Origin of the sequence: Candidatus Magnetaquiglobus chichijimensis, from assembly GCF_045865675.1 — a bacterium.
Taxonomy (GTDB): Bacteria; Pseudomonadota; Magnetococcia; order Magnetococcales; family Magnetaquicoccaceae; genus Magnetaquiglobus; species Magnetaquiglobus chichijimensis.
In genome coordinates this window covers 268,885-293,789 of the sequence record NZ_BAAFGK010000004.1, presented here as the reverse complement: position 1 = coordinate 293,789, position 24,905 = coordinate 268,885, and the positions used below count along the sequence as shown (strand labels likewise).

The 24,905-nt window shown below is 64.5% G+C and carries 16 protein-coding genes; 2 read left to right on the top strand and 14 right to left on the bottom strand.

Annotated features, from left to right (window positions below; genetic code table 11):
* Positions 1 to 90: 90 nt before the first annotated feature.
* Together ACOY6C_RS05710 and ACOY6C_RS05705 are read right to left on the bottom strand one after the other, a co-directional pair.
* On the bottom strand, positions 91 to 1,998 hold the full coding sequence (locus tag ACOY6C_RS05710) for a tail fiber domain-containing protein (RefSeq protein WP_420904533.1): 1,908 nt from the start codon (positions 1,996 to 1,998) through the stop codon (positions 91 to 93).
* Between the two features lie 12 nt (positions 1,999 to 2,010).
* The gene (locus ACOY6C_RS05705) at positions 2,011 to 2,289 is read right to left on the bottom strand and encodes a hypothetical protein (protein ID WP_420904532.1); all 279 of its coding nucleotides are present in this window, start codon (positions 2,287 to 2,289) and stop codon (positions 2,011 to 2,013) included.
* Positions 2,290 to 2,543: 254 nt separating this feature from the next.
* On the opposite strand from ACOY6C_RS05705, the gene ACOY6C_RS05700 reads away from it, so the two are divergent.
* Complete coding sequence (locus ACOY6C_RS05700) at positions 2,544 to 3,125, top strand: superoxide dismutase (protein WP_420904531.1); 582 nt, start codon at positions 2,544 to 2,546, stop codon at positions 3,123 to 3,125.
* Between the two features lie 473 nt (positions 3,126 to 3,598).
* Here ACOY6C_RS05700 and ACOY6C_RS05695 read toward each other — a convergent pair whose 3' ends face one another.
* Entirely contained in the window at positions 3,599 to 4,192 is a 594-nt protein-coding gene (locus ACOY6C_RS05695; protein ID WP_420904530.1) for a hypothetical protein, read from the bottom strand.
* On the bottom strand, positions 4,146 to 4,442 hold the full coding sequence (locus ACOY6C_RS05690) for a hypothetical protein (RefSeq protein ID WP_420904529.1): 297 nt from the start codon (positions 4,440 to 4,442) through the stop codon (positions 4,146 to 4,148). The genes ACOY6C_RS05695 and ACOY6C_RS05690 overlap by 47 nt, the downstream gene beginning before the upstream one ends.
* Here ACOY6C_RS05690 and ACOY6C_RS05685 point away from each other — a divergent pair.
* Positions 4,413 to 13,058, top strand: coding sequence for a hypothetical protein (locus ACOY6C_RS05685; protein ID WP_420904528.1), 8,646 nt, complete (start codon positions 4,413 to 4,415; stop codon positions 13,056 to 13,058). The genes ACOY6C_RS05690 and ACOY6C_RS05685 overlap by 30 nt on opposite strands.
* A 555-nt stretch (positions 13,059 to 13,613) precedes the next feature.
* Here the strand turns inward: ACOY6C_RS05685 and ACOY6C_RS05680 are convergent.
* The 10 genes from ACOY6C_RS05680 to ACOY6C_RS05635 all read right to left on the bottom strand — a co-directional run bounded on the left by ACOY6C_RS05680 (position 13,614) and on the right by ACOY6C_RS05635 (position 24,882).
* Entirely contained in the window at positions 13,614 to 16,010 is a 2,397-nt protein-coding gene (locus ACOY6C_RS05680; protein WP_420904527.1) for a heavy metal translocating P-type ATPase, read from the bottom strand.
* A gap of 79 nt (positions 16,011 to 16,089) precedes the next feature.
* Positions 16,090 to 18,066 carry a DNA mismatch repair endonuclease MutL gene (gene mutL, locus ACOY6C_RS05675; protein WP_420904526.1) on the bottom strand — a complete coding sequence of 659 codons (1,977 nt, stop codon included), beginning with the start codon at positions 18,064 to 18,066 and terminating at the stop codon, positions 16,090 to 16,092.
* 57 nt (positions 18,067 to 18,123) lie between these two features.
* The gene (locus tag ACOY6C_RS05670; RefSeq protein WP_420904525.1) at positions 18,124 to 18,777 is read right to left on the bottom strand and encodes an endonuclease III domain-containing protein; all 654 of its coding nucleotides are present in this window, start codon (positions 18,775 to 18,777) and stop codon (positions 18,124 to 18,126) included.
* 2 nt (positions 18,778 to 18,779) lie between these two features.
* Positions 18,780 to 19,112 carry a nucleotidyltransferase domain-containing protein gene (locus ACOY6C_RS05665; RefSeq protein WP_420904524.1) on the bottom strand — a complete coding sequence of 111 codons (333 nt, stop codon included), beginning with the start codon at positions 19,110 to 19,112 and terminating at the stop codon, positions 18,780 to 18,782.
* Between the two features lie 28 nt (positions 19,113 to 19,140).
* Entirely contained in the window at positions 19,141 to 19,875 is a 735-nt protein-coding gene (locus ACOY6C_RS05660; protein WP_420904523.1) for a pseudouridine synthase, read from the bottom strand.
* Positions 19,872 to 20,900, bottom strand: coding sequence for a tryptophan--tRNA ligase (gene trpS / locus ACOY6C_RS05655; RefSeq protein ID WP_420904522.1), 1,029 nt, complete (start codon positions 20,898 to 20,900; stop codon positions 19,872 to 19,874). The genes ACOY6C_RS05660 and trpS overlap by 4 nt, the downstream gene beginning before the upstream one ends.
* 37 nt (positions 20,901 to 20,937) lie before the next feature.
* Entirely contained in the window at positions 20,938 to 21,609 is a 672-nt protein-coding gene (locus tag ACOY6C_RS05650; protein WP_420904521.1) for a site-2 protease family protein, read from the bottom strand.
* Between the two features lie 66 nt (positions 21,610 to 21,675).
* On the bottom strand, positions 21,676 to 22,938 hold the full coding sequence (locus ACOY6C_RS05645; RefSeq protein ID WP_420904520.1) for a lipoprotein-releasing ABC transporter permease subunit: 1,263 nt from the start codon (positions 22,936 to 22,938) through the stop codon (positions 21,676 to 21,678).
* Entirely contained in the window at positions 22,935 to 23,642 is a 708-nt protein-coding gene (locus ACOY6C_RS05640) for an ABC transporter ATP-binding protein (RefSeq protein WP_420904519.1), read from the bottom strand. Before ACOY6C_RS05640 ends, ACOY6C_RS05645 begins: the two co-directional genes overlap by 4 nt.
* Positions 23,635 to 24,882 (bottom strand): lipoprotein-releasing ABC transporter permease subunit, encoded by a 1,248-nt coding sequence (locus ACOY6C_RS05635; RefSeq protein WP_420904518.1) that lies wholly within the window; start codon positions 24,880 to 24,882, stop codon positions 23,635 to 23,637. The genes ACOY6C_RS05640 and ACOY6C_RS05635 overlap by 8 nt, the downstream gene beginning before the upstream one ends.
* Positions 24,883 to 24,905: the final 23 nt, after the last annotated feature.

Below are 24,905 nucleotides of genomic sequence, written 5' to 3'. Positions count from 1 at the left end.
CCCCTTCACCTCAAACGGATGGGTGAACGATACCTCTGACGCACGGCGTCACTCTCCCTGCCGGTGCCAGAACGCCTTTCGCATCCCTGGTCAGACGCTCTCGAGCGCCTCGATCCGCACGGTCAGGGCGTTCAACTCCGTCGCCAACGCCACCACCCGCGTCTGGGACTCCTGCAACGCCTTGATCAGGATCGGCACGAAGACCGAATATTTGACCGATTTGGTCACCGTGCCCAGATCACGCCGAACGATGGGACGATCCGCCTCGGTCTCTCCTTCGCCGGGGCTCCACGCCGGATCCGGGATCGTTTCGAAGTCCGGGACCGACTCGACCAATCCCGGAAAAACGGTTTCCACCTCCTGGGCGATCACCCCGATCTGGCGCAACGGGTTGCCGATGAGATTGAAATTCCGCACCCGCACGGCCATGAGATCGGCCAATTTCGGCGCGGTATCGGCAATGTTCTCCTTGAATTTCTCGTCAGAGATGGCTCCATAGCTGTTGTTTGTATTCTGCAGATTTCCATTGTTGAGAATCCTGCATTTGACCGATGCCAACGCCGTCACATCTGAAGAGAACTCGGCAATCGGATCGGTGGCTGTTGTCCCGGAACGATAAGCGCGCAGTGTCAAGATGTCGGACGGGTTGTTGATGTCCAATCTGGCAGATGGCGCCAATGTGTTCAGGCCAAGCAATCCCGCTGACGTGAGATCCAGCAGAACAGAACTCAACCCGGCCTGTTCGCCGTAGATCTCCATCTCCGTTATAAAAGCGTAAATTCCTCCGTTCCACTTTGAAGTGGCATACACGCGAAACTGTGAACAGCTGACCGCGCTGAACGTGACGGTATTCCAGCCCGCTGCAAAAGCGGCCTCTGCTTCATCCGTAGCGGATTGAGTCGCATTGTCTTCCCATCCAGTAATCGAAACCTTAACCCAAGCGGATCCCGTGTAATATTCGACACGAAAATGCTTGATCAGGGAATCGCCGTTTCCCTGTGAATTGTAGAATCGGAACTTTGTGATGTTTCTCTGGCTGCTCAGTGAAAAACCGAATGCGCATGAGGCGGTATTGCTGTAGTTCGTGTTTGAAGACCACGAAGTTGCGCCATTCGTGATCGAGGAAAACGACGCCCCAAGAAGATCGCCAATCAGCCCCGATGGAACGATCTTTTCGGACGGAACCGCCCCGGTAGAACGAACGCACAGTTGTGTTGAAGGGGACGAGGTTCCGAATCCAAGCCGCTTATTCACGGCATCGTAATGCAGCGTGGCGGGATCTTGCGCAATCAAGCCGTCCGGCGCGCCGAAAACCACGCCACCCGATGTCAGATTGTTCACCCCACCGGATCCGATGCCGGTCGGCCCCTTGATGTTGATCCCGGCGTCGCTCCAGGTGGAAACGCCTTTGATATAGACCTGGCCGTTGTCGCCGCGCAGATAAAGATCGAATTGGGCTCCGATCGCGTCCGATGGGACGCCTGAACCCTGATACCAGCGTTGCGGACCTGGAATCCCTTGAGGACCGGTAGCCCCTTGTGGTCCCTGTGGACCGATGGCCCCTTGCGCACCTTGCGGACCCGGATCACCTTGCACCCCTTGCGCCCCTTGCGCCCCTTGCGCCCCTTGCGGACCCACGTCTCCCTGTACCCCTTGCGGCCCCGCCTCCCCTTGCGGACCTTGCGGACCCATCGCACCACTCGGACCCGCCAAGCCTTGCGGTCCCGTCTCGCCCGGGTCACCAGGTTCCCCCTGCACCCCTTGCGGACCTTGCGGACCCTGCAACGCCAATTTCTGCCAGTACTCGCCAGATGTGGCAGGCGCATGACCGTTTCCAACCTGCCTGCACACGTAGATCAAACCATTTTCCATCACCGCATCACCAACCGCATACACGGTCACGGCATCGTAGAATCCGCGAAAAGCCGCCCCAAAGTCCACAGTATCGTTGATTTGGTTTAGCTTACCGGTCATGGGATTGAACTCGAATCTGGACATGACACACCTCCATCACGCATAGGTCAGGGATGCATGGTCGGACCAAGCCTGGTCGAAACGCGCCTCACCCGCAGCAAACTTCGTGGCCGTGGTCCCATCCTCGAACAGACTGATCCGCTTGATCATCCAGACCGGATCCGCCTCGCCACTCCCCGGATAGGCATATCCCAGGTAAAAATGCTGGGTGCTTCCCTCCATGACGGCATGGCTGCGATTGGTCAACAGATCTTCACCTGCGAGCGTGGTTGCAAACTTGCGACTCTTCAACTCCTCCGGACTTAACATCGGCATCTCCTTTGATCCGTCACATAAACGATATTAAATGCTTACATGAACAGTATAACTTTGATCTAAAAAATAAGAATATGAATAAGTTCGTCCAATTGTTATGATTCAGACTCAACAACATAACTAAAAAATAATTTACATGTCCGCCACATTGCTGTATGGAAACCGCCTCCATATTGAGGTATCATGATCGATAATCGCGATTTCGGGATGTCCGCACATCCCCAGCATTCACGCCAACAAAAAGGATGATGACGATGAGCTTTCAATTGCCCCCCTTGCCCTATGCACCGAATGCCCTGGAGCCCCATATTTCCGCCGAAACCCTGGAATTCCATTACGGCAAGCATCATCAAACCTATGTCACCAATCTCAACAAACTGATCGACGGTACGCCGGATCAGGAAAAATCCCTGGAAGAGATCATCAAGAGTTCTTCGGGAGGATTGTTCAACAATGCGGCCCAGGTCTGGAACCACACCTTCTACTGGAACTGCCTGACCCCCGGTGGCGGTGGCGCCCCGACCGGCGCGCTCGCCGATGCCATCAACGCCAAATTCGGCTCTTTCGAGACCTTCAAGGAGCGTTTCACCAACACCGCCATTGGAACCTTTGGTTCCGGATGGGCCTGGTTGGTCAAAAATCCGGATGGTTCGTTGGACCTGATGAGCACCAGCAATGCAGCCACCCCCATGACCGAGGGAAAAACCGCGCTGCTGACCTGTGACGTCTGGGAGCATGCCTACTACATCGATTTCCGCAACGCGCGTCCCAAGTATGTCGAAGCGTTCTGGAACCTGGTCAACTGGGACTTCGTGGCCAGCCGTTTCGCCTCGTAACAGCCTATCCTCTCTTGAACGTGGAACTCCCGTCAGGGAGATCCACGTTCGGCAATCCCCCTCATCATGCAAGCTTACCAACCAGAAGGCCGCCTGGAACACGATTCCAGGCGGCCTTCTGGTTGGCCTGACGATCACAGGGGCCCAGACCGTCTTGACATGTCGTGGCAGCCGCCCCTCATCAAAAATGATGCAACGACCCAAGCAACTCGGCATACTTGTACGCAACAGCTGGCGTCGCAACGCCGTATCAAGGCCTTGACACCACCTGTCAACAAGCCCAATCGGGTAGGATGCGGGTCACCCCACCGTCCTCCCACACCACCGGACAGCCGGACGCACCAAAACAAAATGGCCTGGAGAGATTCTCTCCAGGCCATTTTGTTTTGGTGCCCTTACCCGTCACCTGATGGCAAGCCCCACCCTGCCGTGAACCTCCCTTGCGGGAGTTTCACGGCAGATTCCCAAATTCGTCACCACTCGATCTTGTCGATGTTCTGAAAGTGAACCACATCACCGGTCGCATTGAACGTAATCGAGCCGGACGCATTGTCCAGATGATCGAGCACACCATGCTGCGTGGCGTTGGTCACCGTAACCGTATGATCGTCAACATGCGCAGTCCACCCACCATCGTAGTGGCCGGTCATGGAAAGCGACTTATCGGTCAAGTCGATGATGTCCGTCCACTTGCCTTGACCACCATCCACCGTGGCACTCTGGGCATTGCCAAAAATGAACAGGTCATTGCCAGCCTGACCAAACATATCATCATCACCCCCCCTGCCCAGGAAGGTGTCGTTGCCATTTCCACCCCAGAGGTGATCATCCCCAGAGGTTCCAACCATCAGGTCGTTCTTGGACGTACCGTGCAACGACACGCCATCCTGATGAACAGGCTCATGCGTCGGTTCCGGATGCGGCGCGCAGGTCGGCTCAGGCGCATGCGTCGGTTCCGGATGCGGCGCGCAGGTCGGCTCAGGCGCATGCGTCGGTTCCGGATGCGGCGCGCAGGTCGGCTCAGGCGCATGCGTCGGTTCCGGATGCGGCGCGCAGGTCGGATGCACTCCGGAATGCCCTGAAGATGGCGGTCGGGTATGCATCGACGACGCCGGTCTTGTATGCGTTGACGAGGCCGGTTTCGTACACACCGACGAAGCCGGTTTCGTATGCGTTGACGACGCAGGCTTCGTGTGCATCGACGAGGCCGGTTTCGTATGCGTTGACGACGCCGGTTTCGTATGCATCGACGACGCAGGCTTCGTATGCGTTGACGACGCCGGTTTCGTGTGCGTTGACGACGCAGGCTTCGTACACACCGACGAGGCCGGTTTCGTATGCGTTGACGACGCCGGTTTCGTGTGCGACGACGACGCCGGTTTCGTATGCATCGACGACGCAGGTTTCGTATGCGTTGACGACGCCGGTTTCGTGTGCGACGACGACGCCGGTTTCGTATGCATCGACGACGCAGGCTTCGTATGCGTTGACGACGCCGGTTTCGTCCCGCTCGACGCAGGCTTCGTCCCACTCGACGCAGGCTTCGTCCCGCTCGACGCCGGTTTCGTCCCGCTCGACGCAGGCTTCGTACCGCTCGACGCAGGCTTCGTCCCACTCGACGCCGGTTTCGTCCCGCTCGACGCAGGCTTCGTCCCGCTCGACGCAGGCTTCGTCCCGCTCGAGGCCGGTTTCGTCCCACTCGACGCAGGCTTCGTCCCGCTCGAGGCCGGTTTCGTCCCGCTCGACGCAGGCTTCGTCCCACTCGAAGCAGGCTTCGTCCCGCTCGACGCAGGCTTCGTCCCACTCGACGCAGGCTTTGTCCCGCTCGAGGCCGGTTTCGTCCCACTCGACGCAGGCTTCGTCCCACTCGAGGCCGGTTTCGTCCCACTCGACGCAGGCTTCGTCCCACTCGACGCCGGTTTCGTACCGCTCGACGCAGGCTTCGTCCCGCTCGACGCAGGCTTCGTCCCGCTCGACGCAGGCTTCGTCCCACTCGAGGCCGGTTTCGTCCCGCTCGACGCAGGCTTCGTCCCGCTCGACGCAGGCTTCGTCCCACTCGACGCCGGTTTCGTACCGCTCGACGCAGGCTTCGTCCCGCTCGAGGCCGATTTCGTCCCACTCGACGCAGGCTTCGTCCCGCTCGACGCAGGCTTTGTCCCGCTCGAGGCCGGCTTCGTCCCACTCGACGCCGGTTTCGTCCCGCTCGAGGCCGGCTTCGTCCCACTCGACGCCGGTTTCGTCCCGCTCGACGCAGGCTTCGTCCCGCTCGACGCCGGTTTCGTCCCACTCGAGGCCGGTTTCGTCCCGCTCGACGCAGGCTTTGTCCCACTCGAAGCCGGTTTCGTCCCACTCGAGGCCGGTTTCGTCCCGCTCGACGCAGGCTTTGTCCCACTCGAAGCCGGTTTCGTCCCACTCGACGCAGGCTTCGTACCGCTCGACGCAGGCTTCGTACCGCTCGACGCAGGCTTTGTCCCGCTCGACGCAGGCTTCGTCCCGCTCGACGCAGGCTTCGTCCCGCTCGACGCAGGCTTCGTCCCGCTCGACGCAGGCTTCGTCCCGCTCGACGCAGGCTTCGTCCCACTCGACGCAGGTTTCGTCCCACTCGACGCAGGCTTTGTCCCGCTCGAGGCCGGTTTCGTCCCGCTCGACGCAGGCTTTGTCCCGCTCGAGGCCGGTTTCGTCCCACTCGACGCAGGCTTCGTACCGCTCGACGCCGGTTTCGTCCCGCTCGACGCAGGCTTCGTCCCGCTCGACGCAGGCTTCGTACCGCTCGACGCAGGCTTCGTACCGCTCGACGCAGGCTTTGTCCCGCTCGAGGCCGGCTTCGTCCCACTCGACGCCGGTTTCGTCCCGCTCGACGCAGGCTTCGTCCCGCTCGACGCAGGCTTCGTCCCACTCGACGCAGGCTTCGTCCCACTCGACGCAGGCTTCGTCCCGCTCGACGCAGGCTTCGTCCCGCTCGACGCAGGCTTCGTCCCACTCGACGCAGGCTTCGTCCCACTCGACGCAGGCTTTGTCCCGCTCGAGGCCGGTTTCGTCCCACTCGACGCAGGCTTCGTCCCACTCGACGCAGGCTTTGTCCCACTCGAGGCCGGTTTCGTCCCACTCGAGGCCGGTTTCGTCCCGCTCGACGCAGGCTTCGTCCCACTCGAGGCCGGTTTCGTCCCACTCGACGCAGGCTTCGTACCGCTCGACGCAGGCTTCGTCCCGCTCGACGCAGGCTTCGTACCGCTCGAGGCCGGCTTTGTCCCACTCGAGGCCGGTTTCGTCCCGCTCGACGCAGGCTTTGTCCCGCTCGACGCAGGCTTCGTCCCACTCGACGCAGGCTTCGTCCCGCTCGACGCAGGCTTCGTCCCGCTCGACGCAGGCTTTGTCCCGCTCGAGGCCGGTTTCGTCCCACTCGACGCAGGCTTTGTCCCACTCGAGGCAGGCTTCGTCCCACTCGACGCCGGTTTCGTACCGCTCGACGCAGGCTTCGTCCCGCTCGACGCAGGCTTTGTCCCACTCGACGCAGGCTTTGTCCCACTCGACGCAGGCTTTGTCCCACTCGACGCCGGTTTCGTCCCGCTCGACGCAGGCTTCGTCCCGCTCGACGCAGGCTTCGTCCCGCTCGACGCAGGCTTCGTCCCGCTCGACGGCGGCTGTGAGGTCGGCGTAGTTACACTTGTCGGCGTCGTAGGCGAAGTCACCGTCGTCGGGGTCGTCGGAGTCGTGGCCGAGGTCACCGTCGTCGGCGTCGTGGCCGAGGTCACCGTCGTCGGCGTCGTGGCCGAGGTCACCGTCGTCGGAGTCGTGACCGAAGTCACCGTCGTCGGGGTGGTCGCGCTGGTCACCGTCGTCGGAGTCGTGGCCGAGGTCACCGTCGTCGGGGTCGTCGCGCTGGTTACCGTCGTCGGCGTCGTGGCCGAAGTCACCGTCGTCGGAGTCGTGACCGAAGTCACCGTCGTCGGAGTCGTGGCCGAGGTCACCGTCGTCGGGGTCGTCGCGCTGGTTACCGTCGTCGGCGTCGTGGCCGAAGTCACCGTCGTCGGAGTCGTGACCGAAGTCACCGTCGTCGGAGTCGTGGCCGAGGTCACCGTCGTCGGAGTCGTCGCGCTGGTCACCGTCGTCGGAGTCGTGGCCGAGGTCACCGTCGTCGGGGTCGTGGCACTGGTCACCGTCGTCGGCGTCGTGGCCGAGGTCACCGTCGTCGGGGTCGTGGCCGAGGTCACCGTCGTCGGAGTCGTGGCCGAAGTCACCGTCGTCGGGGTGGTCGCGCTGGTCACCGTCGTCGGAGTCGTCGCGCTAGTCACCGTCGTCGGAGTCGTGACCGAAGTCACCGTCGTCGGAGTCGTGGCCGAGGTCACCGTCGTCGGGGTCGTGGCCGAGGTCACCGTCGTCGGGGTCGTCGCGCTAGTCACCGTCGTCGGAGTCGTGACCGAAGTCACCGTCGTCGGGGTCGTCGCGCTAGTCACCGTCGTCGGAGTCGTGACCGAAGTCACCGTCGTCGGAGTCGTGGCCGAGGTCACCGTCGTCGGCGTCGTGGCACTGGTCACCGTCGTCGGGGTGGTCGCGCTGGTCACCGTCGTCGGAGTCGTCGCGCTAGTCACCGTCGTCGGGGTCGTGGCCGAGGTCACCGTCGTCGGGGTCGTGGCACTGGTCACCGTCGTCGGGGTCGTGGCCGAGGTCACCGTCGTCGGGGTCGTGGCACTGGTCACCGTCGTCGGAGTCGTGACCGAAGTCACCGTCGTCGGAGTCGTGGCCGAGGTCACCGTCGTCGGGGTCGTCGCGCTAGTCACCGTCGTCGGGGTCGTGGCCGAAGTCACCGTGGTCGGGGTGGTCGCGCTGGTCACCGTCGTCGGAGTCGTCGCGCTAGTCACCGTCGTCGGAGTCGTGACCGAAGTCACCGTCGTCGGAGTCGTGGCCGAGGTCACCGTCGTCGGGGTCGTGGCACTGGTCACCGTCGTCGGCGTCGTGGCCGAGGTCACCGTCGTCGGGGTCGTGGCCGAGGTCACCGTCGTCGGAGTCGTGGCCGAGGTCACCGTCGTCGGAGTCGTGACCGAAGTCACCGTCGTCGGAGTCGTCGCGCTAGTCACCGTCGTCGGAGTCGTGACCGAAGTCACCGTCGTCGGAGTCGTGGCCGAAGTCACCGTCGTCGGAGTCGTGGCCGAGGTCACCGTCGTCGGAGTCGTGGCCGAGGTCACCGTCGTCGGAGTCGTGGCCGAGGTCACCGTCGTCGGAGTCGTGACCGAAGTCACCGTCGTCGGAGTCGTGGCCGAGGTCACCGTCGTCGGGGTCGTGGCCGAGGTCACCGTCGTCGGGGTCGTGGCCGAGGTCACCGTCGTCGGGGTCGTGGCCGAAGTCACCGTGGTCGGCGTCGTCGCGCTGGTCACCGTCGTCGGAGTCGTGGCCGAAGTCACCGTCGTCGGGGTCGTCGCGCTAGTCACCGTCGTCGGAGTCGTGACCGAAGTCACCGTCGTCGGAGTCGTGGCCGAGGTCACCGTCGTCGGCGTCGTGGCACTGGTCACCGTTGTCGGAGTCGTGGCCGAAGTCACCGTCGTCGGGGTCGTGGCCGAGGTCACCGTCGTCGGAGTCGTCGCGCTGGTCACCGTCGTCGGAGTCGTCGCGCTGGTCACCGTCGTCGGAGTCGTGGCCGAGGTCACCGTCGTCGGGGTCGTGGCACTGGTCACCGTCGTCGGGGTCGTGGCACTGGTCACCGTCGTCGGGGTCGTGGCCGAGGTCACCGTCGTCGGAGTCGTGGCCGAAGTCACCGTCGTCGGGGTCGTGGCCGAGGTCACCGTCGTCGGAGTCGTGGCCGAGGTCACCGTCGTCGGAGTCGTGACCGAAGTCACCGTCGTCGGAGTCGTAGCCGAGGTCACCGTCGTCGGGGTCGTGGCCGAAGTCACCGTCGTCGGAGTCGTGGCCGAGGTCACCGTCGTCGGAGTCGTGACCGAAGTCACCGTCGTCGGCGTCGTGGCCGAGGTCACCGTCGTCGGGGTGGTCGCGCTGGTCACCGTCGTCGGAGTCGTGGCCGAGGTCACCGTCGTCGGAGTCGTGGCCGAAGTCACCGTCGTCGGGGTGGTCGCGCTGGTGACCGTCGTCGGAGTCGTGGCCGAAGTCACCGTCGTCGGAGTCGTGACCGAAGTCACCGTGGTCGGCGTCGTAGCCGAGGTCACCGTCGTCGGAGTCGTGGCCGAAGTCACCGTCGTCGGAGTCGTGGCCGAGGTCACCGTCGTCGGAGTCGTGGCCGAAGTCACCGTCGTCGGGGTGGTCGCGCTGGTGACCGTCGTCGGAGTCGTGGCCGAAGTCACCGTCGTCGGAGTCGTGACCGAAGTCACCGTGGTCGGCGTCGTAGCCGAGGTCACCGTCGTCGGAGTCGTGGCCGAAGTCACCGTCGTCGGGGTCGTAGCCGAGGTTACCGTCGTCGGAGTCGTGGCCGAGGTCACCGTCGTCGGGGTCGTGGCCGAAGTCACCGTGGTCGGCGTCGTGGCCGAGGTCACCGTCGTCGGAGTCGTGACCGAAGTCACCGTCGTCGGAGTCGTAGCCGAGGTCACCGTCGTCGGGGTCGTGGCCGAAGTCACCGTCGTCGGGGTCGTGGCCGAAGTCACCGTCGTCGGGGTCGTGGCCGAAGTCACCGTCGTCGGGGTCGTGGCCGAAGTCACCGTCGTCGGGGTCGTGGCCGAAGTCACCGTCGTCGGGGTCGTGGCCGAAGTCACCGTCGTCGGGGTCGTGGCCGAAGTCACCGTCGTCGGGGTCGTGGCCGAAGTCACCGTCGTCGGGGTCGTGGCCGAAGTCACCGTCGTCGGGGTCGTGGCCGAAGTCACCGTCGTCGGGGTGGTCGCGCTGGTCACCGTCGTCGGCGTCGTGGCCGAAGTCACCGTCGTCGGGGTCGTGGCCGAGGTCACCGTCGTCGGCGTCGTGGCCGAGGTCACCGTCGTCGGCGTCGTGGCCGAGGTCACCGTCGTCGGCGTCGTGGCCGAAGTCACCGTCGTCGGGGTGGTCGCGCTGGTGACCGTCGTCGGAGTCGTGGCCGAAGTCACCGTGGTCGGAGTCGTCGCGCTGGTCACCGTCGTCGGAGTCGTGGCCGAAGTCACCGTGGTCGGGGTGGTCGCGCTGGTCACCGTCGTCGGCGTCGTAGCCGAGGTTACCGTCGTCGGAGTCGTAGCCGAGGTCACCGTCGTCGGGGTCGTGGCCGAAGTCACCGTCGTCGGGGTCGTGGCCGAAGTCACCGTCGTCGGGGTCGTGGCCGAAGTCACCGTCGTCGGGGTGGTCGCGCTGGTCACCGTCGTCGGAGTCGTGGCCGAAGTCACCGTCGTCGGGGTCGTAGCCGAGGTTACCGTCGTCGGAGTCGTGGCCGAGGTCACCGTCGTCGGAGTCGTGGTCGAAGTCACCGTCGTCGGGGTGGTTGGACTGGTCACCGTCGTCGGCGTCGTCGCGCTAGTCACCGTCGTCGGCGTCGTGGCCGAAGTCACCGTGGTCGGAGTCGTCGCGCTGGTCACCGTCGTCGGAGTCGTCGCGCTAGTCACCGTCGTCGGAGTCGTGACCGAAGTCACCGTCGTCGGAGTCGTGACCGAAGTCACCGTCGTCGGAGTCGTGACCGAAGTCACCGTCGTCGGAGTCGTGACCGAAGTCACCGTCGTCGGAGTCGTGACCGAAGTCACCGTCGTCGGAGTCGTGACCGAAGTCACCGTCGTCGGAGTCGTGACCGAAGTCACCGTCGTCGGGGTCGTAGCCGAGGTCACCGTCGTCGGAGTCGTGGCCGAAGTCACTGTCGTCGGGGTCGTGGCCGAAGTCACCGTCGTCGGAGTCGTGGCCGAGGTCACCGTCGTCGGAGTCGTGGCCGAAGTCACCGTCGTCGGAGTCGTGACCGAAGTCACCGTCGTCGGAGTCGTGACCGAAGTCACCGTCGTCGGAGTCGTGACCGAAGTCACCGTCGTCGGAGTCGTGACCGAAGTCACCGTCGTCGGAGTCGTGACCGAAGTCACCGTCGTCGGGGTCGTAGCCGAGGTCACCGTCGTCGGAGTCGTGGCCGAAGTCACTGTCGTCGGGGTCGTGGCCGAAGTCACCGTCGTCGGAGTCGTGGCCGAGGTCACCGTCGTCGGAGTCGTGGCCGAAGTCACCGTCGTCGGAGTCGTGGCCGAAGTCACCGTCGTCGGAGTCGTGACCGAAGTCACCGTCGTCGGCGTCGTGGCCGAAGTCACCGTCGTCGGAGTCGTCGCGCTAGTCACCGTAGTCGGAGTCGTGGCCGAGGTCACCGTCGTCGGAGTCGTGGCACTGGTCACCGTCGTCGGAGTCGTGGCACTGGTCACCGTCGTCGGAGTCGTGGCACTGGTCACCGTCGTCGGGGTCGTGGCACTGGTCACCGTCGTCGGGGTCGTGGCCGAGGTCACCGTCGTCGGGGTCGTGACCGAAGTCACCGTCGTCGGGGTCGTGACCGAAGTCACCGTCGTCGGAGTCGTGGCCGAGGTCACCGTCGTCGGGGTCGTGGCCGAGGTCACCGTCGTCGGGGTCGTGGCCGAAGTCACCGTGGTCGGAGTCGTCGCGCTGGTCACCGTCGTCGGAGTCGTGGCCGAAGTCACCGTCGTCGGGGTCGTGGCCGAGGTCACCGTCGTCGGGGTCGTGACCGAGGTCACCGTCGTCGGGGTCGTGACCGAAGTCACCGTCGTCGGGGTGGTCGCGCTGGTCACCGTCGTCGGAGTCGTGGCCGAAGTCACCGTCGTCGGAGTCGTCGCGCTAGTCACCGTCGTCGGGGTCGTGGCCGAGGTCACCGTCGTCGGGGTCGTGGCCGAGGTCACCGTCGTCGGGGTCGTGACCGAAGTCACCGTCGTCGGAGTCGTGGCCGAAGTCACCGTCGTCGGGGTGGTCGCGCTGGTCACCGTCGTCGGAGTCGTGACCGAAGTCACCGTCGTCGGAGTCGTGACCGAAGTCACCGTCGTCGGAGTCGTGACCGAAGTCACCGTCGTCGGAGTCGTAGCCGAGGTCACCGTCGTCGGGGTCGTGGCCGAAGTCACCGTCGTCGGAGTCGTGGCCGAGGTCACCGTCGTCGGGGTCGTGGCACTGGTCACCGTCGTCGGGGTCGTGGCACTGGTCACCGTCGTCGGAGTCGTAGCCGAGGTCACCGTCGTCGGAGTCGTGGCCGAGGTCACCGTCGTCGGGGTCGTGGCACTGGTCACCGTCGTCGGCGTCGTCGCGCTAGTGACCGTCGTCGGCGTCGTAGCCGAGGTTACCGTCGTCGGAGTCGTGGCCGAAGTCACCGTGGTCGGAGTCGTAGCCGAGGTCACCGTCGTCGGAGTCGTAGCCGAGGTCACCGTCGTCGGGGTCGTGACCGAAGTCACCGTCGTCGGAGTCGTGGCCGAAGTCACCGTCGTCGGGGTGGTCGCGCTGGTCACCGTCGTCGGAGTCGTCGCGCTAGTCACCGTCGTCGGGGTCGTGGCCGAAGTCACCGTGGTCGGAGTCGTCGCGCTGGTCACCGTCGTCGGGGTCGTGGCCGAAGTCACCGTGGTCGGAGTCGTCGCGCTGGTCACCGTCGTCGGAGTCGTGGCCGAGGTCACCGTCGTCGGAGTCGTGACCGAAGTCACCGTCGTCGGGGTGGTCGGAGTCGTGACCGAAGTCACCGTCGTCGGGGTAGTCGGAGTCGTGACCGAAGTCACCGTCGTCGGGGTGGTCGGAGTCGTGACCGAAGTCACCGTCGTCGGAGTGGTCGGAGTCGTCGGAGTGGTCGGAGTGGTCGGAGTCGTCGGAGAGGTGGTGGTGGTCGGGGTGGTGGGGGACAGTGGAACCGTTGGGGAAGTTGGTGTCGTCGGCAAGGTCGGCGTGGTCGGAGTCGAAGGGGCATCCGAGGCCGCACCCGACAACGGCTCGACGGTCACGGCAGCTGCAACGCCACGCACCTCGGGAACCGTCTGTTCCTCAGGAAGTTGTCGCGGTTCGGATTCCACGTTCGGACGCGGATAGTTCACCAACAAAGGATCCGGTGGGGCGATCTCCGTAGGTGGAACGGGGTCGGCGGCAGCACCCTGGGGATTTTCCACGGGCGGGATCCCCACACCTTCGCCGGGTATCTCCACAACCGGATCGATACCTTCTCCCAAATCGACGCTGCCGGGTGTCGGCAAGGCAACCGGTTGGGTCACCAGATTGGCGGGTTGGAGATTGGCCAGATCCGAATCGTCGTTCGCATCCGCCACGGTCACGCCGTCGGAGTTGGCGACCGGACCAGTATTGTCGGATGGCGCGCCGTTCTGGAGAGCGGTCAGATCGTCGAAAACCTGGGCTTCCGCCTTCTGTTCCTCGGAAGGGGTGAACTCTTTGCTCTCGTCAGCCATGTTCCATCTCCCAATGGTTGATCCACCGATCAGGGCCAGAAGCCTTGCACATCTCAGGTATCGTGAGAGTCAATCCAGCATAACGATCCCGAAAAATTGATCGCTGCACATGATTGACCGTATTGTGAGTATAGAGCCTCCTTGTAAACAAATCCATTCCGCCAAAGGTTATAGTTGCGTCAACTCATTCACCGGACGGATCCACTCGAAAACGACGCAACCGCAAGGCATTGCTCACCACCGTGACGCTGGAAAGGCTCATGGCCACTGCCGCGAAGATCGGCGACAATAAAACCCCGAACCACGGAAACCAGACACCGGCGGCCAAGGGAATCAGAATCACGTTATAGGCAAAGGCCCAGAAAAGGTTCTGGCGGATGTTGCGCATCGTGGCGCGGGAGAGTTGGATGGCCGTGGCCACGCCCATCGGATCCCCGCTCACCAGGGTGATGTCCGAGGCCTCCATGGCGACATCGGTACCCGTACCGATGGCGATCCCCACGTCGGCGCGCGCCAGGGCCGGCGCATCGTTGATGCCGTCGCCCACCATGGCCACCACGCCACCCTGTGCTTGAATCCGCTGGATCTCCGCCACCTTCTGCTCGGGCAGCACCTCGGCGCGCACCTCTTCGATCCCCAGGCGGGCAGCCATGGTCTCGGCGACGACGCGACCATCCCCGGTCAGCATCACCACCTTGATCCCCATCGCACGCAGACGGGCGACGCTCTGTCGGGCACGCGGCTTGATCCCATCCTCCACGGCCAACACACCGATGATCACCCCATCCACCGCCGCCAGAAGCGCGCTCTTGCCGCCTTGTTGCACCGCCTTGAACGCCCCCTCGCTTCCGGCGAGATCCACCCCGTGTTCCTGCATGAGCCGGGCGGTGCCCACCAAAAGCGCATGCCCCGCCACCTCGGCGGACACCCCGTGACCGGGAATCGCCTCGAAGCGTGTCGGTTCGTCGAGCGTCAGTCCCCGTGCCCGCGCGCCGGCGACGATCGCCTCGGCGATCGGGTGTTCCGAACGCCGTTCCGCGGCGGCCACCAGCGCCAGATGCGCTTCCGAGCCGTTCCAATCGGTCAGAACCGGCTTGCCGAGGGTCAACGTGCCGGTTTTGTCGAACACCACCACGTCGATCTTATGGGCGGTTTCGAGGGCATCGCCGCCTCGAATCAGAATCCCATGTTCCGCGCCGCGCCCGGTGCCAACCAGGATCGAGGTGGGCGTGGCCAGACCCAGCGCGCACGGACAGGCGATGATCAACACCGCGACGAAATTCAACAAGGCGTAATTGAAGGCGGGTTCGGGCCCGAACCAGAACCAGGCCAGAAACGTAACGGTCGCGATGCCCATCACCGCAGGCACGAAGATCGCCGCGATCCGATCGGCCAGGCGCGCGATCGGCGGCTTGACCCCCTGTGCCTCGCGCACCATCTCCACCATGCGCGCCAGGGCGGTGTCGCGTCCCACCTTCACCGCCTTGCAGATCACCGAGCCGGTGCGATTGATCGTGCCGCCGGTCACCGCCTCCCCCTTGCCGCGTTCCACGGGCATGGATTCGCCGGTCAGCATCGATTCGTCCAGGGTGGCCTGGCCCTTCAGGATCAGACCATCCACCGGAATCTTCTCGCCGGGTCGCACCACAAAGGTGTCGCCGACCACCACCTCTTTCAGGGGGATGTCGATCTCCTCGCCGCCACGCACCACCCGCGCGGTCTTGGGGGCCAGTCCCATCAACTCTCGGATCGCCTGGGAGGTGCGCCCCTTGGCGCGGATCTCCAGGAACCGCCCCAAAAGGATCAAAACGATGATCATTCCGGACGAGTCGAAATAGACCTCTGCCGCGACCCCGCGCGCGGTGAACAACCCTGGAGCCAGCAGCACCAGCACCGAATAGAGGTAGGCCGAGAAGGTGCCGACCGTGACCAGGCTGTGCATGTTGGCCCCGCCGTGTCGCAAGGCCGCCCAGGCGCTGACGTGAAACGGCCAGCCCACCCAGAACTGCACCGGGGTCACCAGCGCGAATTGCCACCAGTCGGCATGCGGCAGCCCATGCCAGTGCATCACCACCATGTTGGCGATCAGCAGCGCCGCGCCGATCACCAGGCGGCCACGGATCAGGGACTGTTCGCGTTGTCGTTCCGCTTCGGCCAGATCGATCGGTTCTTCGTCGGGACGGGTGCGGATCAGCGTGAAACCCACCGTGCCGATGGCATCGCGCAGCGCCTCGAAGGTGACCACCTCCGCCACATGGGCCACCACCGCCTCCTGAGAGGCCAGATTCACCCGTGCGTGCATCACCCCTGGCAGGGCACTCATGGCTTTTTCCGCCTTGGCCACGCAGGCGGCGCAGGACAACCCCTGAATCGCGAAGGATTCGGTCACCACCGGCACCTGAAAACCGATCTCGCGCACCGCTGCGATCAACCGGTCCAAAGGCACCGCGCCGCTCACCGTCGCCTGGGCCATGGCCAGGTTGACCGCCGCCTTCTCCACCCCGGAAACCCCGTTCAGGGCCCGTTCCACCCGTCCCGCGCACGAGGCGCACGACATGCCACCCACCGGAAAAGTCACCATGTTCGTTATCCAAGATTCTGTATGACTGAATGAAAAAAGTGCGACGTCCGGATGGAATCCCCACCGCCCGGACACCCCCTCAGCGGCGTCCGAACAGTTTTTCCAGATCCTTCAGGCTCATCGCCACGTAGGTCGGACGTCCATGTCCACAGAGTCCGGCATGCAGGGTCGATTCGATCTTGCGCAGCAGGGCGTTCATCTCTTCGCGGCTCAAGCGTCGGTTGGCGCGCACCGAGCCGTGACAGGCCATGGTGGCGATCAGGGGCTCCAGGCGGGCCAGCAGCGCCTCGCTGGTGCCGAAGCGATCGATCTCGCTGGCCAGATCGAGCACCAGGGAGCGGGCCGGGGCATCGGCGATCAGGGCGGGGAGTTCGCGCACCGCGAAATCGTTCCCCCCGAACGGCTCCACCACCACGCCGAGACGGGCCATCTCCTCCAGATGGGCGTTGATCAACCGCGCCTCGACCGGAGAGTAGCGCACCACCTCGGGCACCAACAGCATCTGACGCGGCAGGTGATCCCGCGCGAAGGCTGCCTTCAGCTCCTCATACACGATGCGTTCGTGGGCGGCGTGCTGATCGACCACCACCAGACCCGTGGGGGTCTGGGCCAGAATGTAGGTGCCATGGATCTGTCCGATCGCCTCGCCGAGGTCGATCGTGGCCGGATCCACGCCGGAGAGGCGTGAACCGGTCTCTGATTCGTTCTTTTCGACAAGCGACGGATCCTCTTGGTTCCGCGCCTCGCCAGGCGACGCATCCCGCACGGGGGGCAGAGGCACGGACCAATCGACACCCGGACCCTCGCGCACTCCGGTGAAAGGGATCGATGATCCACCCGAGAGGACGCCACCACCGGGTCGCGAGAAACCCGCGGTGGAAAACGACCCGGACCCGCCCGAACCACGCGGCGGTCCTGGGGGACGTTCCCAGCGGACCGGCTGGCTGACCGCCTCCGGCAGACGCACGCCGGCGGGGAGAACCTCATCCCCATCGGGCGCGTCCGGCAGACGAAACGGCATCCCGGCGCGCACCGTGCGCGCTCCCAACCCGGCCAGGGCATCCCCCAGGGTGGAGCGCACCAGACCATGGATGAAATCGCGCTGGTTGAAGCGCACCTCCTCCTTGGTGGGGTGGACGTTGACATCCAGATCGCCGGGGGGCAACTCCAGAAACAGCACCAGGGCCGGATGGCTCTCCTTGGGAATCAGGTCGCGGTAGGCTTCGCGCACGGCATGGTTGATCAGCTTGTCGCGAATCCAGCGCCCGTTGACGAACAGATGGATGGAGGAGCCGTTGGCGCGATGCAGGGCCGGCAGACCCAACCAGCCGGAAAGATTGGCCTGGGGATGCTGGCGTTCGAACTGGGCGCAGTTGTCCACGAAGTCGCGACCCAGCAGCGCCGCCAGCCGGGCTTCCAGATGCCGGGGATCGTCCCCGGCGCGCAACTCCAGGCTGTCGTGACCGTTGACCACCAGCTTGAAGCCGACCTCCTGATGGGCCAGGGCCAGGCGCTCGACCAACTCGGTGACATGGCCGATCTCGGTGCGCTCGGCGCGCAGAAATTTCAACCGCGCGGGGGTGTTGAAGAAGAGATTGCGAATCGTCACCCGTGTGCCGACGGGCATGACGGCGCGATTTTCCTTGAGATCGGCGCCCCCTTCCAACCGCAATCGCACCCCATCCGGCTCCCCGTCCACCCGGCTTTCCATCTCCAGATGGGCGACCGAGGCGATGGCGGCCAACGCCTCGCCGCGAAAGCCGAGGGTTTGAATGGCGAAGAGATCCTTTTCGGTGGCGATCTTCGAGGTGGCGTGTCGTTCCAGACTCAAACGCGCCTGCTCGGCCACCATGCCGCAACCGTTGTCGGAGACCTGGATCAACCGCCTGCCCCCGGCCTCGATGCGCACCTCGATGCGGGTGGCCCCGGCGTCCAGACTGTTCTCCACCAACTCCTTGACCACCGAGGCAGGACGCTCGACCACCTCGCCTGCGGCGATCTGGTTGGCCAGCACCTCGGGCAGACGACGGATCAGACGGGGCGTTTGAGTGGTCATGGCGTCTTGGATACCGATCACAGGATGTGTGAACCAGCGGGGTTGATCGATCCCGCTTCAATGGCGAAGCGGACAGAACCCCACCGGACAACCCGCGCACACCGGCCTGGCGCGGCAGTGGCGCTTGGCATGCTCGACCAGCAGGGCATGCATCTCGCCCAACAGGGCGGCCTCCGCCGGCAGGCGGCTCGCGATCAGGGTTTGCAGTTCATCATACCCGGCCTTCTCCGCGCACCAGCCAAGCCGGTGGCAGATGCGCCGGGTGTAAGCATCGACCACGAACACCGGACGTTGGGCCGCGTAACAGAGAATCGCGTCCGCAGTCTCCTTGCCCACGCCGTGCACCGCAAGCAGGGACAGACGCAACGCCCCGGTGGGCAGGCCGAACAGCCGCGCGTGATCGTCCCCGAAGGTTGCCATGAAATCGGCGAACGCCCGCAACCGTCCGGTCTTGACGCGAAAGAAGCCCGCCGGGCGGATCAGTTCGCCGAGGGTCTCATCCGGGGTGGCGCGCAGACGGGCCCAGGCGTTCAGGAGACCCGCCTCCTCCAGCCGACGCACCGCCCGCTCCGCGCCGGTCCAGGCAGTATTCTGCACCAACAAGGCCCCGATCATCATCTCCGGCACGGTGCGCGCCGGCCACCAGTGGCGCGGTCCGTAGGCGGCCAGCAGGGTATCGAACAGGCGTCGCGGCGCCTCAATCGGCAACATGATCACGGCCTTTCATAAAGCGCCTTTCCATCATGCAAGGCACGGGCAATGACATGATTTTTCGCGTCACGCCACTGTTGCACCTCGCTGATGCTGCACAACACGATATCCTTGGAGACCGGAATATCGGCCAACAGGCGCCATACCTTGGCCATGGCCCGACGGCGGCTGTTGTGCGGACCATACTCTTCGCGGGTGATGATCAGCAGATCGACGTCCGATTCGGCATGCGCTTCGTCACGCGCCTGGGAGCCGAACAGAATGATCCGCTCCGGATCGATGCTCGCGGTGATCCGGGCAGTCATGGTGTTCAGATCGATGGAAGGGATGGTCATGACACGCCTGTTCCCCTCGAATGACGATTCAACCGCGAGGCCCCACCAACCGCAACAACCCGCCCACCTCGGCGCGGGTCAGGTAGCGCCAGGCGCCCGACGGGATCTCTCCCAGTTCGATGCCAGCGTAGGAGACCCGGATCAACCGCGCCACATCCATTTCGAAGGCGGCGAAGATCCGGCGGATGATGCGGTTGCGCCCCTCCTTGAGGGTCAGGGTCAACCAGCTGTTGGCTCCCACCACCCGCTCCAGCGCGATATCCAACGGACCGGTGGGACCATCCTCCAGGGTCACGCCGGCGCGCAGTTTGTTCAACAGCGGCTCATCCACCCGGCCATGCACCCGCACCCGGTAGACCCTCGGCACCTCGTGACGCGGATGGGTCAGCCGGTTGGCCAGCTCGCCATCGTTGGTGAAAAGCAGCAACCCCTCCGAATTGTAATCCAGCCGCCCCACGCTCACCAGACGCACCCCCGCCCCCTCGACCAGTCCGAACACCGAGGGACGTCCATCGGGATCGCGCCGCGAGCAGATCACCCCCACCGGCTTGTGCAGGGCCACCACCACCTTGAGGTTCCCTTTGCGTCCGGCCACCGGCTGACCATCCACGCACACCACGACGTCGGGTCCGACCTGCACGCCCTGGGTCGTGACGATCTGGCCATCCACGCTCACCCGACCCGCCTCGATCCACCGCTCCCCCTCGCGGCGAGAGCAGAGTCCGGCCTCGGCGAGCCATTTTTGCAACCGCACGCCGCTCATTTCCCACCCAGCCCGCCGAAGCGACCCGCATGCAACGGCAGACCCAGGGCGGTCATCACCCGTTTCATCATCCCCTCGGCCCGCTCGAGCGCCTGGTTGGCGCCCCGATTCAGGATCCCCTCCAGCTCCGCCGGATCGGATCGGAGTTCGTTGAAACGGTTGCGCACCGGATCGAGCAGCGCGATCACCGCCTCGGCGGTCTCGACCTTGAGCTTGCCGTACATGTTGTGGGAAAAGTGGGCCAGCGCCTCCTCCATGGAGGCGTTCCTGGCGGCGCGCCAGATGTTGAGCAGGTTGACCACGCCGGGTTGATTGGCCTCGTCGTCGGAGATCACCCCGAGTCCGTCGGTGACCGCCTTCTTGAATTTCTTCAGGATGGCATCCGGGGTATCCAGAATCATCACCTTGGCCAGATCGGACTCGACGCTCTTGGACATTTTTTTGGTCGGTTCCTGCAAATCCTTGATGCGGGCCGCCCCGCCCCCGGTCACCAGCGGCTCGGGCACCACGAACACCGGGCCGTGGAGCCCGTTGAAACGCACCGCCACATCGCGGGAAAGTTCCAGATGCTGCTTCTGATCCTCGCCCACCGGCACCCGGTGGGTTCCATAGAGCAGGATGTCGGCGGCCATCAGAACCGGGTAGGTGTAGAGGCCGGCGTTGACGTTGTGGGCATGGCTGCGCGCCTTGTCCTTGAACTGGGTCATGCGATCCAGCTCGCCCATCATCGTGAAGGTGGAGAGCAGCCACGCCAGTTCGGCATGGGCCGGGACATGGCTTTGGATGAAGATGACGCTCTTGTCCGGATCGATGCCACAGGCCAGGTACAGCGCGGCCAGATCCAGAATCCGCTCGCGGAAGATGGCCGGATCCTGACGCACGGTCAAGGCGTGCAGATCCACCACGCAGAAGATGCAGTCGTGATCCTCCTGCATGCGGGTCCACTGCCGCAGGGCGCCCAGATAGTTCCCCAGGGTCAACTGCCCGGTGGGTTGGGCGCCGGAAAAGACGATTGGTTTGCTCATGATGTGATTTCCCAAAAAAACGACCTGACGGACAGGTTCAATGCAAACCCGCCATGGAGAGATAAAAACGGTTCAACACCGACATCGCCGGCACCATCACCAGGCTCATCACCCCGGAAAAAGCCAACACCAGCACGATCGGCATGCCATAGCGTCCCAGGGCATCCAGATGGCGATCGAACGGCCTGGGCAGAACCGCCCCCAGCATCCGACCGCCATCGAGCGGCGGAATCGGCAACAGATTGAACACCGCCAGCAGCACGTTCATGTGGATGGCCGCCACCAGCATGTTGGCCAACGGAACCATGAAAAACTCCGGCAGGCGGGTCACCAACCGGAACAGCAGCGCACACCCCAGAGCCAGCAGCAGATTCATCACGGGGCCAGCGGCGGAAACCCAGAACATGCTCATCCGGTAGGAGCGTCCGGGACGCAGAAAATAGCGCGGATCGATGGGCACCGGCTTGGCCCCGCCAAAGACGAACGGCGTGCCGGTGGTCATGAGGGAGGCCAGAAGCATGACCCCCGGAATGACGATGGTCCAGGCCAGATCGATGTGGGGAATGGGATTCAGGGTCAAACGCCCCATGAGGCGCGGGGTGGGATCCCCGAGCCAGGTGGCCACGCGACCATGGGCCCACTCGTGCAGGGTGATGGCGAACAGGATCCCCGGCGCCCAGATGATGATGTTCTGCACGATCTCGTTCATGCCGGATATCCCGTCCGCGCGGGTCGTCGCGCCTGTCGCTGTTGGTCAAGTGTGCCTGGCCCGGTTTCATTCATGACGCAGCGTCTCCACCGGATCGACCCGAGCCGCCCGCCAGGCCGGATAGAGGGTGGCGACCAGGGTGATGGCCAGGCTCGAACCGGCCACCCAGGCCACGTCCCCGGCCACCACCCGAGCGGGCAGGTGGTCGATGAAATAGACTTCGCCCGAGATCAGTTGCATGTCAAGGAGCTTCTCGAGGGCGCGCACCGCCTGTTCCAGATTCCAGGAGAGCACCAGTCCCAGCAGGGTGCCGAGCGTGGTGCCGACCGCGCCGATGATGCCGCCGTGGATCATGAAGATGGCCAGGATGCTCGAGGCGCGGGCGCCCATGGTTTTCAGGATCGCGATCTCCCCGCCCTTCTCCATCACCACCATGATCAGACTGGAGATGATGTTGAAGGCCGCCACCAGCACCACCAGCAGCAGAATCACGAACAGAACCGACTTCTGCATTTGCAGAATGCGAAAGAAATTCCGGTTCATCTCCATCCAATCGCGGATCCAGTACCCTTTTCCGAACGACTCGCGCAAGGCCTGGGCCACCATGGGGGCGGTATCCGGGGTGGTGGCGAGCATCTCGATGCCGGTGACCGTTTGCCCCATTTCCATCAGACGTTGGGCGTCGTCGATGCGGATGTAGGCCATGGCGTTGTCGTATTCGTGCATGCCGGACTCGAAAATCGCCGCCACCTGGAACGCCTCCATGCGCGGACGCGCCACCCCACTTCCGGCGGAGCTGACCGCGACGGTGACCGTGACCCGATCCCCCAGTTCGACCTGCAAATGACGGGCGAGCTTGCCGCCGAGAACGATGGCCTGTTTGGGAAGCCCCTCGAGTTTGCCCTGACGGAGGTTGGCGCCCAGAGCCGAAACCTTGGTTTCGCGTTCCGGATCCATGCCGCGCAGCACCACCCCGAACGAACGCCCCTGGGAGGAGAGCATCGCCTGATGCAACGTATACGGGGCCACCGCGACCACGCCCGGAGTCTCGAGGATGCGCGGGATGAGACTTTCGGGCCCCTCGAGGTTGCCCGAAGGGGCCCGCACCGTCACATGGCTGGTCACGCCGAGGATCTGGCGTTGCAGCTCCTCGCGAAAGCCGGTCATCACCGCCAGCACGGTGATCAGCGCCGCCACCCCGAGCACCACCCCGCCCATGGACAGGGCGGTGATGACGCTGATGAAAAACTCGCTCCGCTTGGCCCGGAGATATCGCAGGCCGATTACCCATTCGAAGCGTTGCCGCCAGAAAGCCAACGGAGCGCTCACGCCGGCCCCTCGGTCCGCTCCTCGGTGAGCACCCCCTCGACCAGATGCAAACGACGATCGAGATCCACCGCCAACTCCGGATTGTGGGTGACCATCAGACAGGCCAGGCCACGCCTGGCGTTCAGCTCCCGCAGCAGACGGAACACCTCGAGGGCGGTCTTGCGATCCAGATTGCCGGTGGGCTCATCGGCCAACAGCAGCCCCGGACCGGTGACCAGCGCACGGGCGATGGCCACCCGCTGCTGCTCGCCGCCGGACATCTGTCCGGGTCGATGGTCGAGACGGTGGCCAAGTCCCACCTCGTTCAACAGGATGGTCGCCTCCTCCCGGGCCCTGGCGCGCGCGATGCGCGCGATCAAAAGCGGCATCATCACGTTCTCGAGCGCGGAGAACTCCGGCAGCAGCCGATGGGATTGATAGACAAAGCCGATGCGTTGGTTGCGAAACCCGGCGGCACGGTTGGCGGGCATGGCGTGCAGATCCTCGCCGTCGATGCGCACCGTGCCGGCGCTCGGTCGGTCGAGTCCGCCCATGATCTGCAACAGGGTGCTCTTCCCCGAACCCGAAACCCCGAGCAGAGCGGCCATCTCCCCGCGCTTCAAGGTGAACTCCACCCCCTTGAGCACCTCCACGCGGCGCGCCTCGGAACCGAACCATTTATACAGCCCCTCGGCCTGCAACACGGGCAACGACGGATCACTCATAACGCAACGCCTCCACCGGATCGACCCCCGCCGCCCGCCAGGCCGGATAGAGCGTGGCCAGCAGGGTGATGGTCAGGCTCATGCCGGCGATCCACGCCACATCGGAGGGGAGCACCGTGGAAGGGACATGATTTTGAAAAAAGGCATCCCCGGAGACGAGCTGAATGCCGGAAAGGTTCTCGATGCCGCGCAACACGGACTCCAGATTCTTGGCCAGCAGCACCCCGAGCGTGGTGCCCAGCACCGTGCCGAGGATGCCGATCGTGCCGCCGTTGATGATGAAGATGGCCATGACGCCGCGCCGACGCGCGCCCATGCTTTTCAAGATGGCGATCTCCTTGCCTTTTTCCATCACCACCATCACCAGGCTCGAAACGATGTTGAAGGCCGCCACCAGCACCACCAGCAGCAGGATGATCGACATGGTGGCCTTTTCCAGCTGCAAGGCGCGAAAGAAGCTGCGATTCATCTCCATCCAGTCTTGCACCTCATACCCGGATCCCAGGGAGGCTTTCAGCCGCTTGCCCACGCCGAGCGCCTCCTGGGGAGTCGTGGTCATCACCGCGATGCCGGAGATATCCGCGCCCAGCCGGTTGAGCCGTTGGGCATCCTCCAGGCGGATGTAGGCCAGAGCATGGTCGTATTCGTACATGCCGGAGTCGAAAATCCCCACCACGATAAACCGCTTCATGCGCGGCAGGGTACCCATGGCGGTCACGGTGGTGGTGGAGACGGTCACGGTGACCCCATCCCCCACCTCCAGATAGAGATTGCGCGCCAGCCGCTTGCCGAGCAGAATCCCGAACTCCGGCAACCCGGCCAGCTTGCCCTCCTTGACGTTGGTGGCCAGGGACGAAACCTGGGCTTCGCGTTCCGGTTCGATGCCGCGCAACGCCACCGCCGCAGAACGGTTCTCCACCGAGAGCATCGCCTGGGTGGAGACGAACGGGGCCAACGCGGTCACCCGGGGATCCTGGGCGATGGTCTCCATGACCTTCTCGTGGCCGGCCAGATTGCCGTTGGCGGCACGCACGGTCACATGGCTGGTCACCCCGAGGATGTTCCCCTGCAACTCCTCGCGAAAGCCGGTCATCACCGCCAGCACGGTGATCAACGCCGCCACCCCGAGCGCCACCCCGCCCAGGGACAAAAAGGTGATGACGCTGATGAAGGACTCCGAGCGCTTGGCGCGCAAATAACGCAGCCCGATCAGCCATTCGTAGCGTTCACGCCACCACATCGCGCCCCGCCTTCGACATGCGT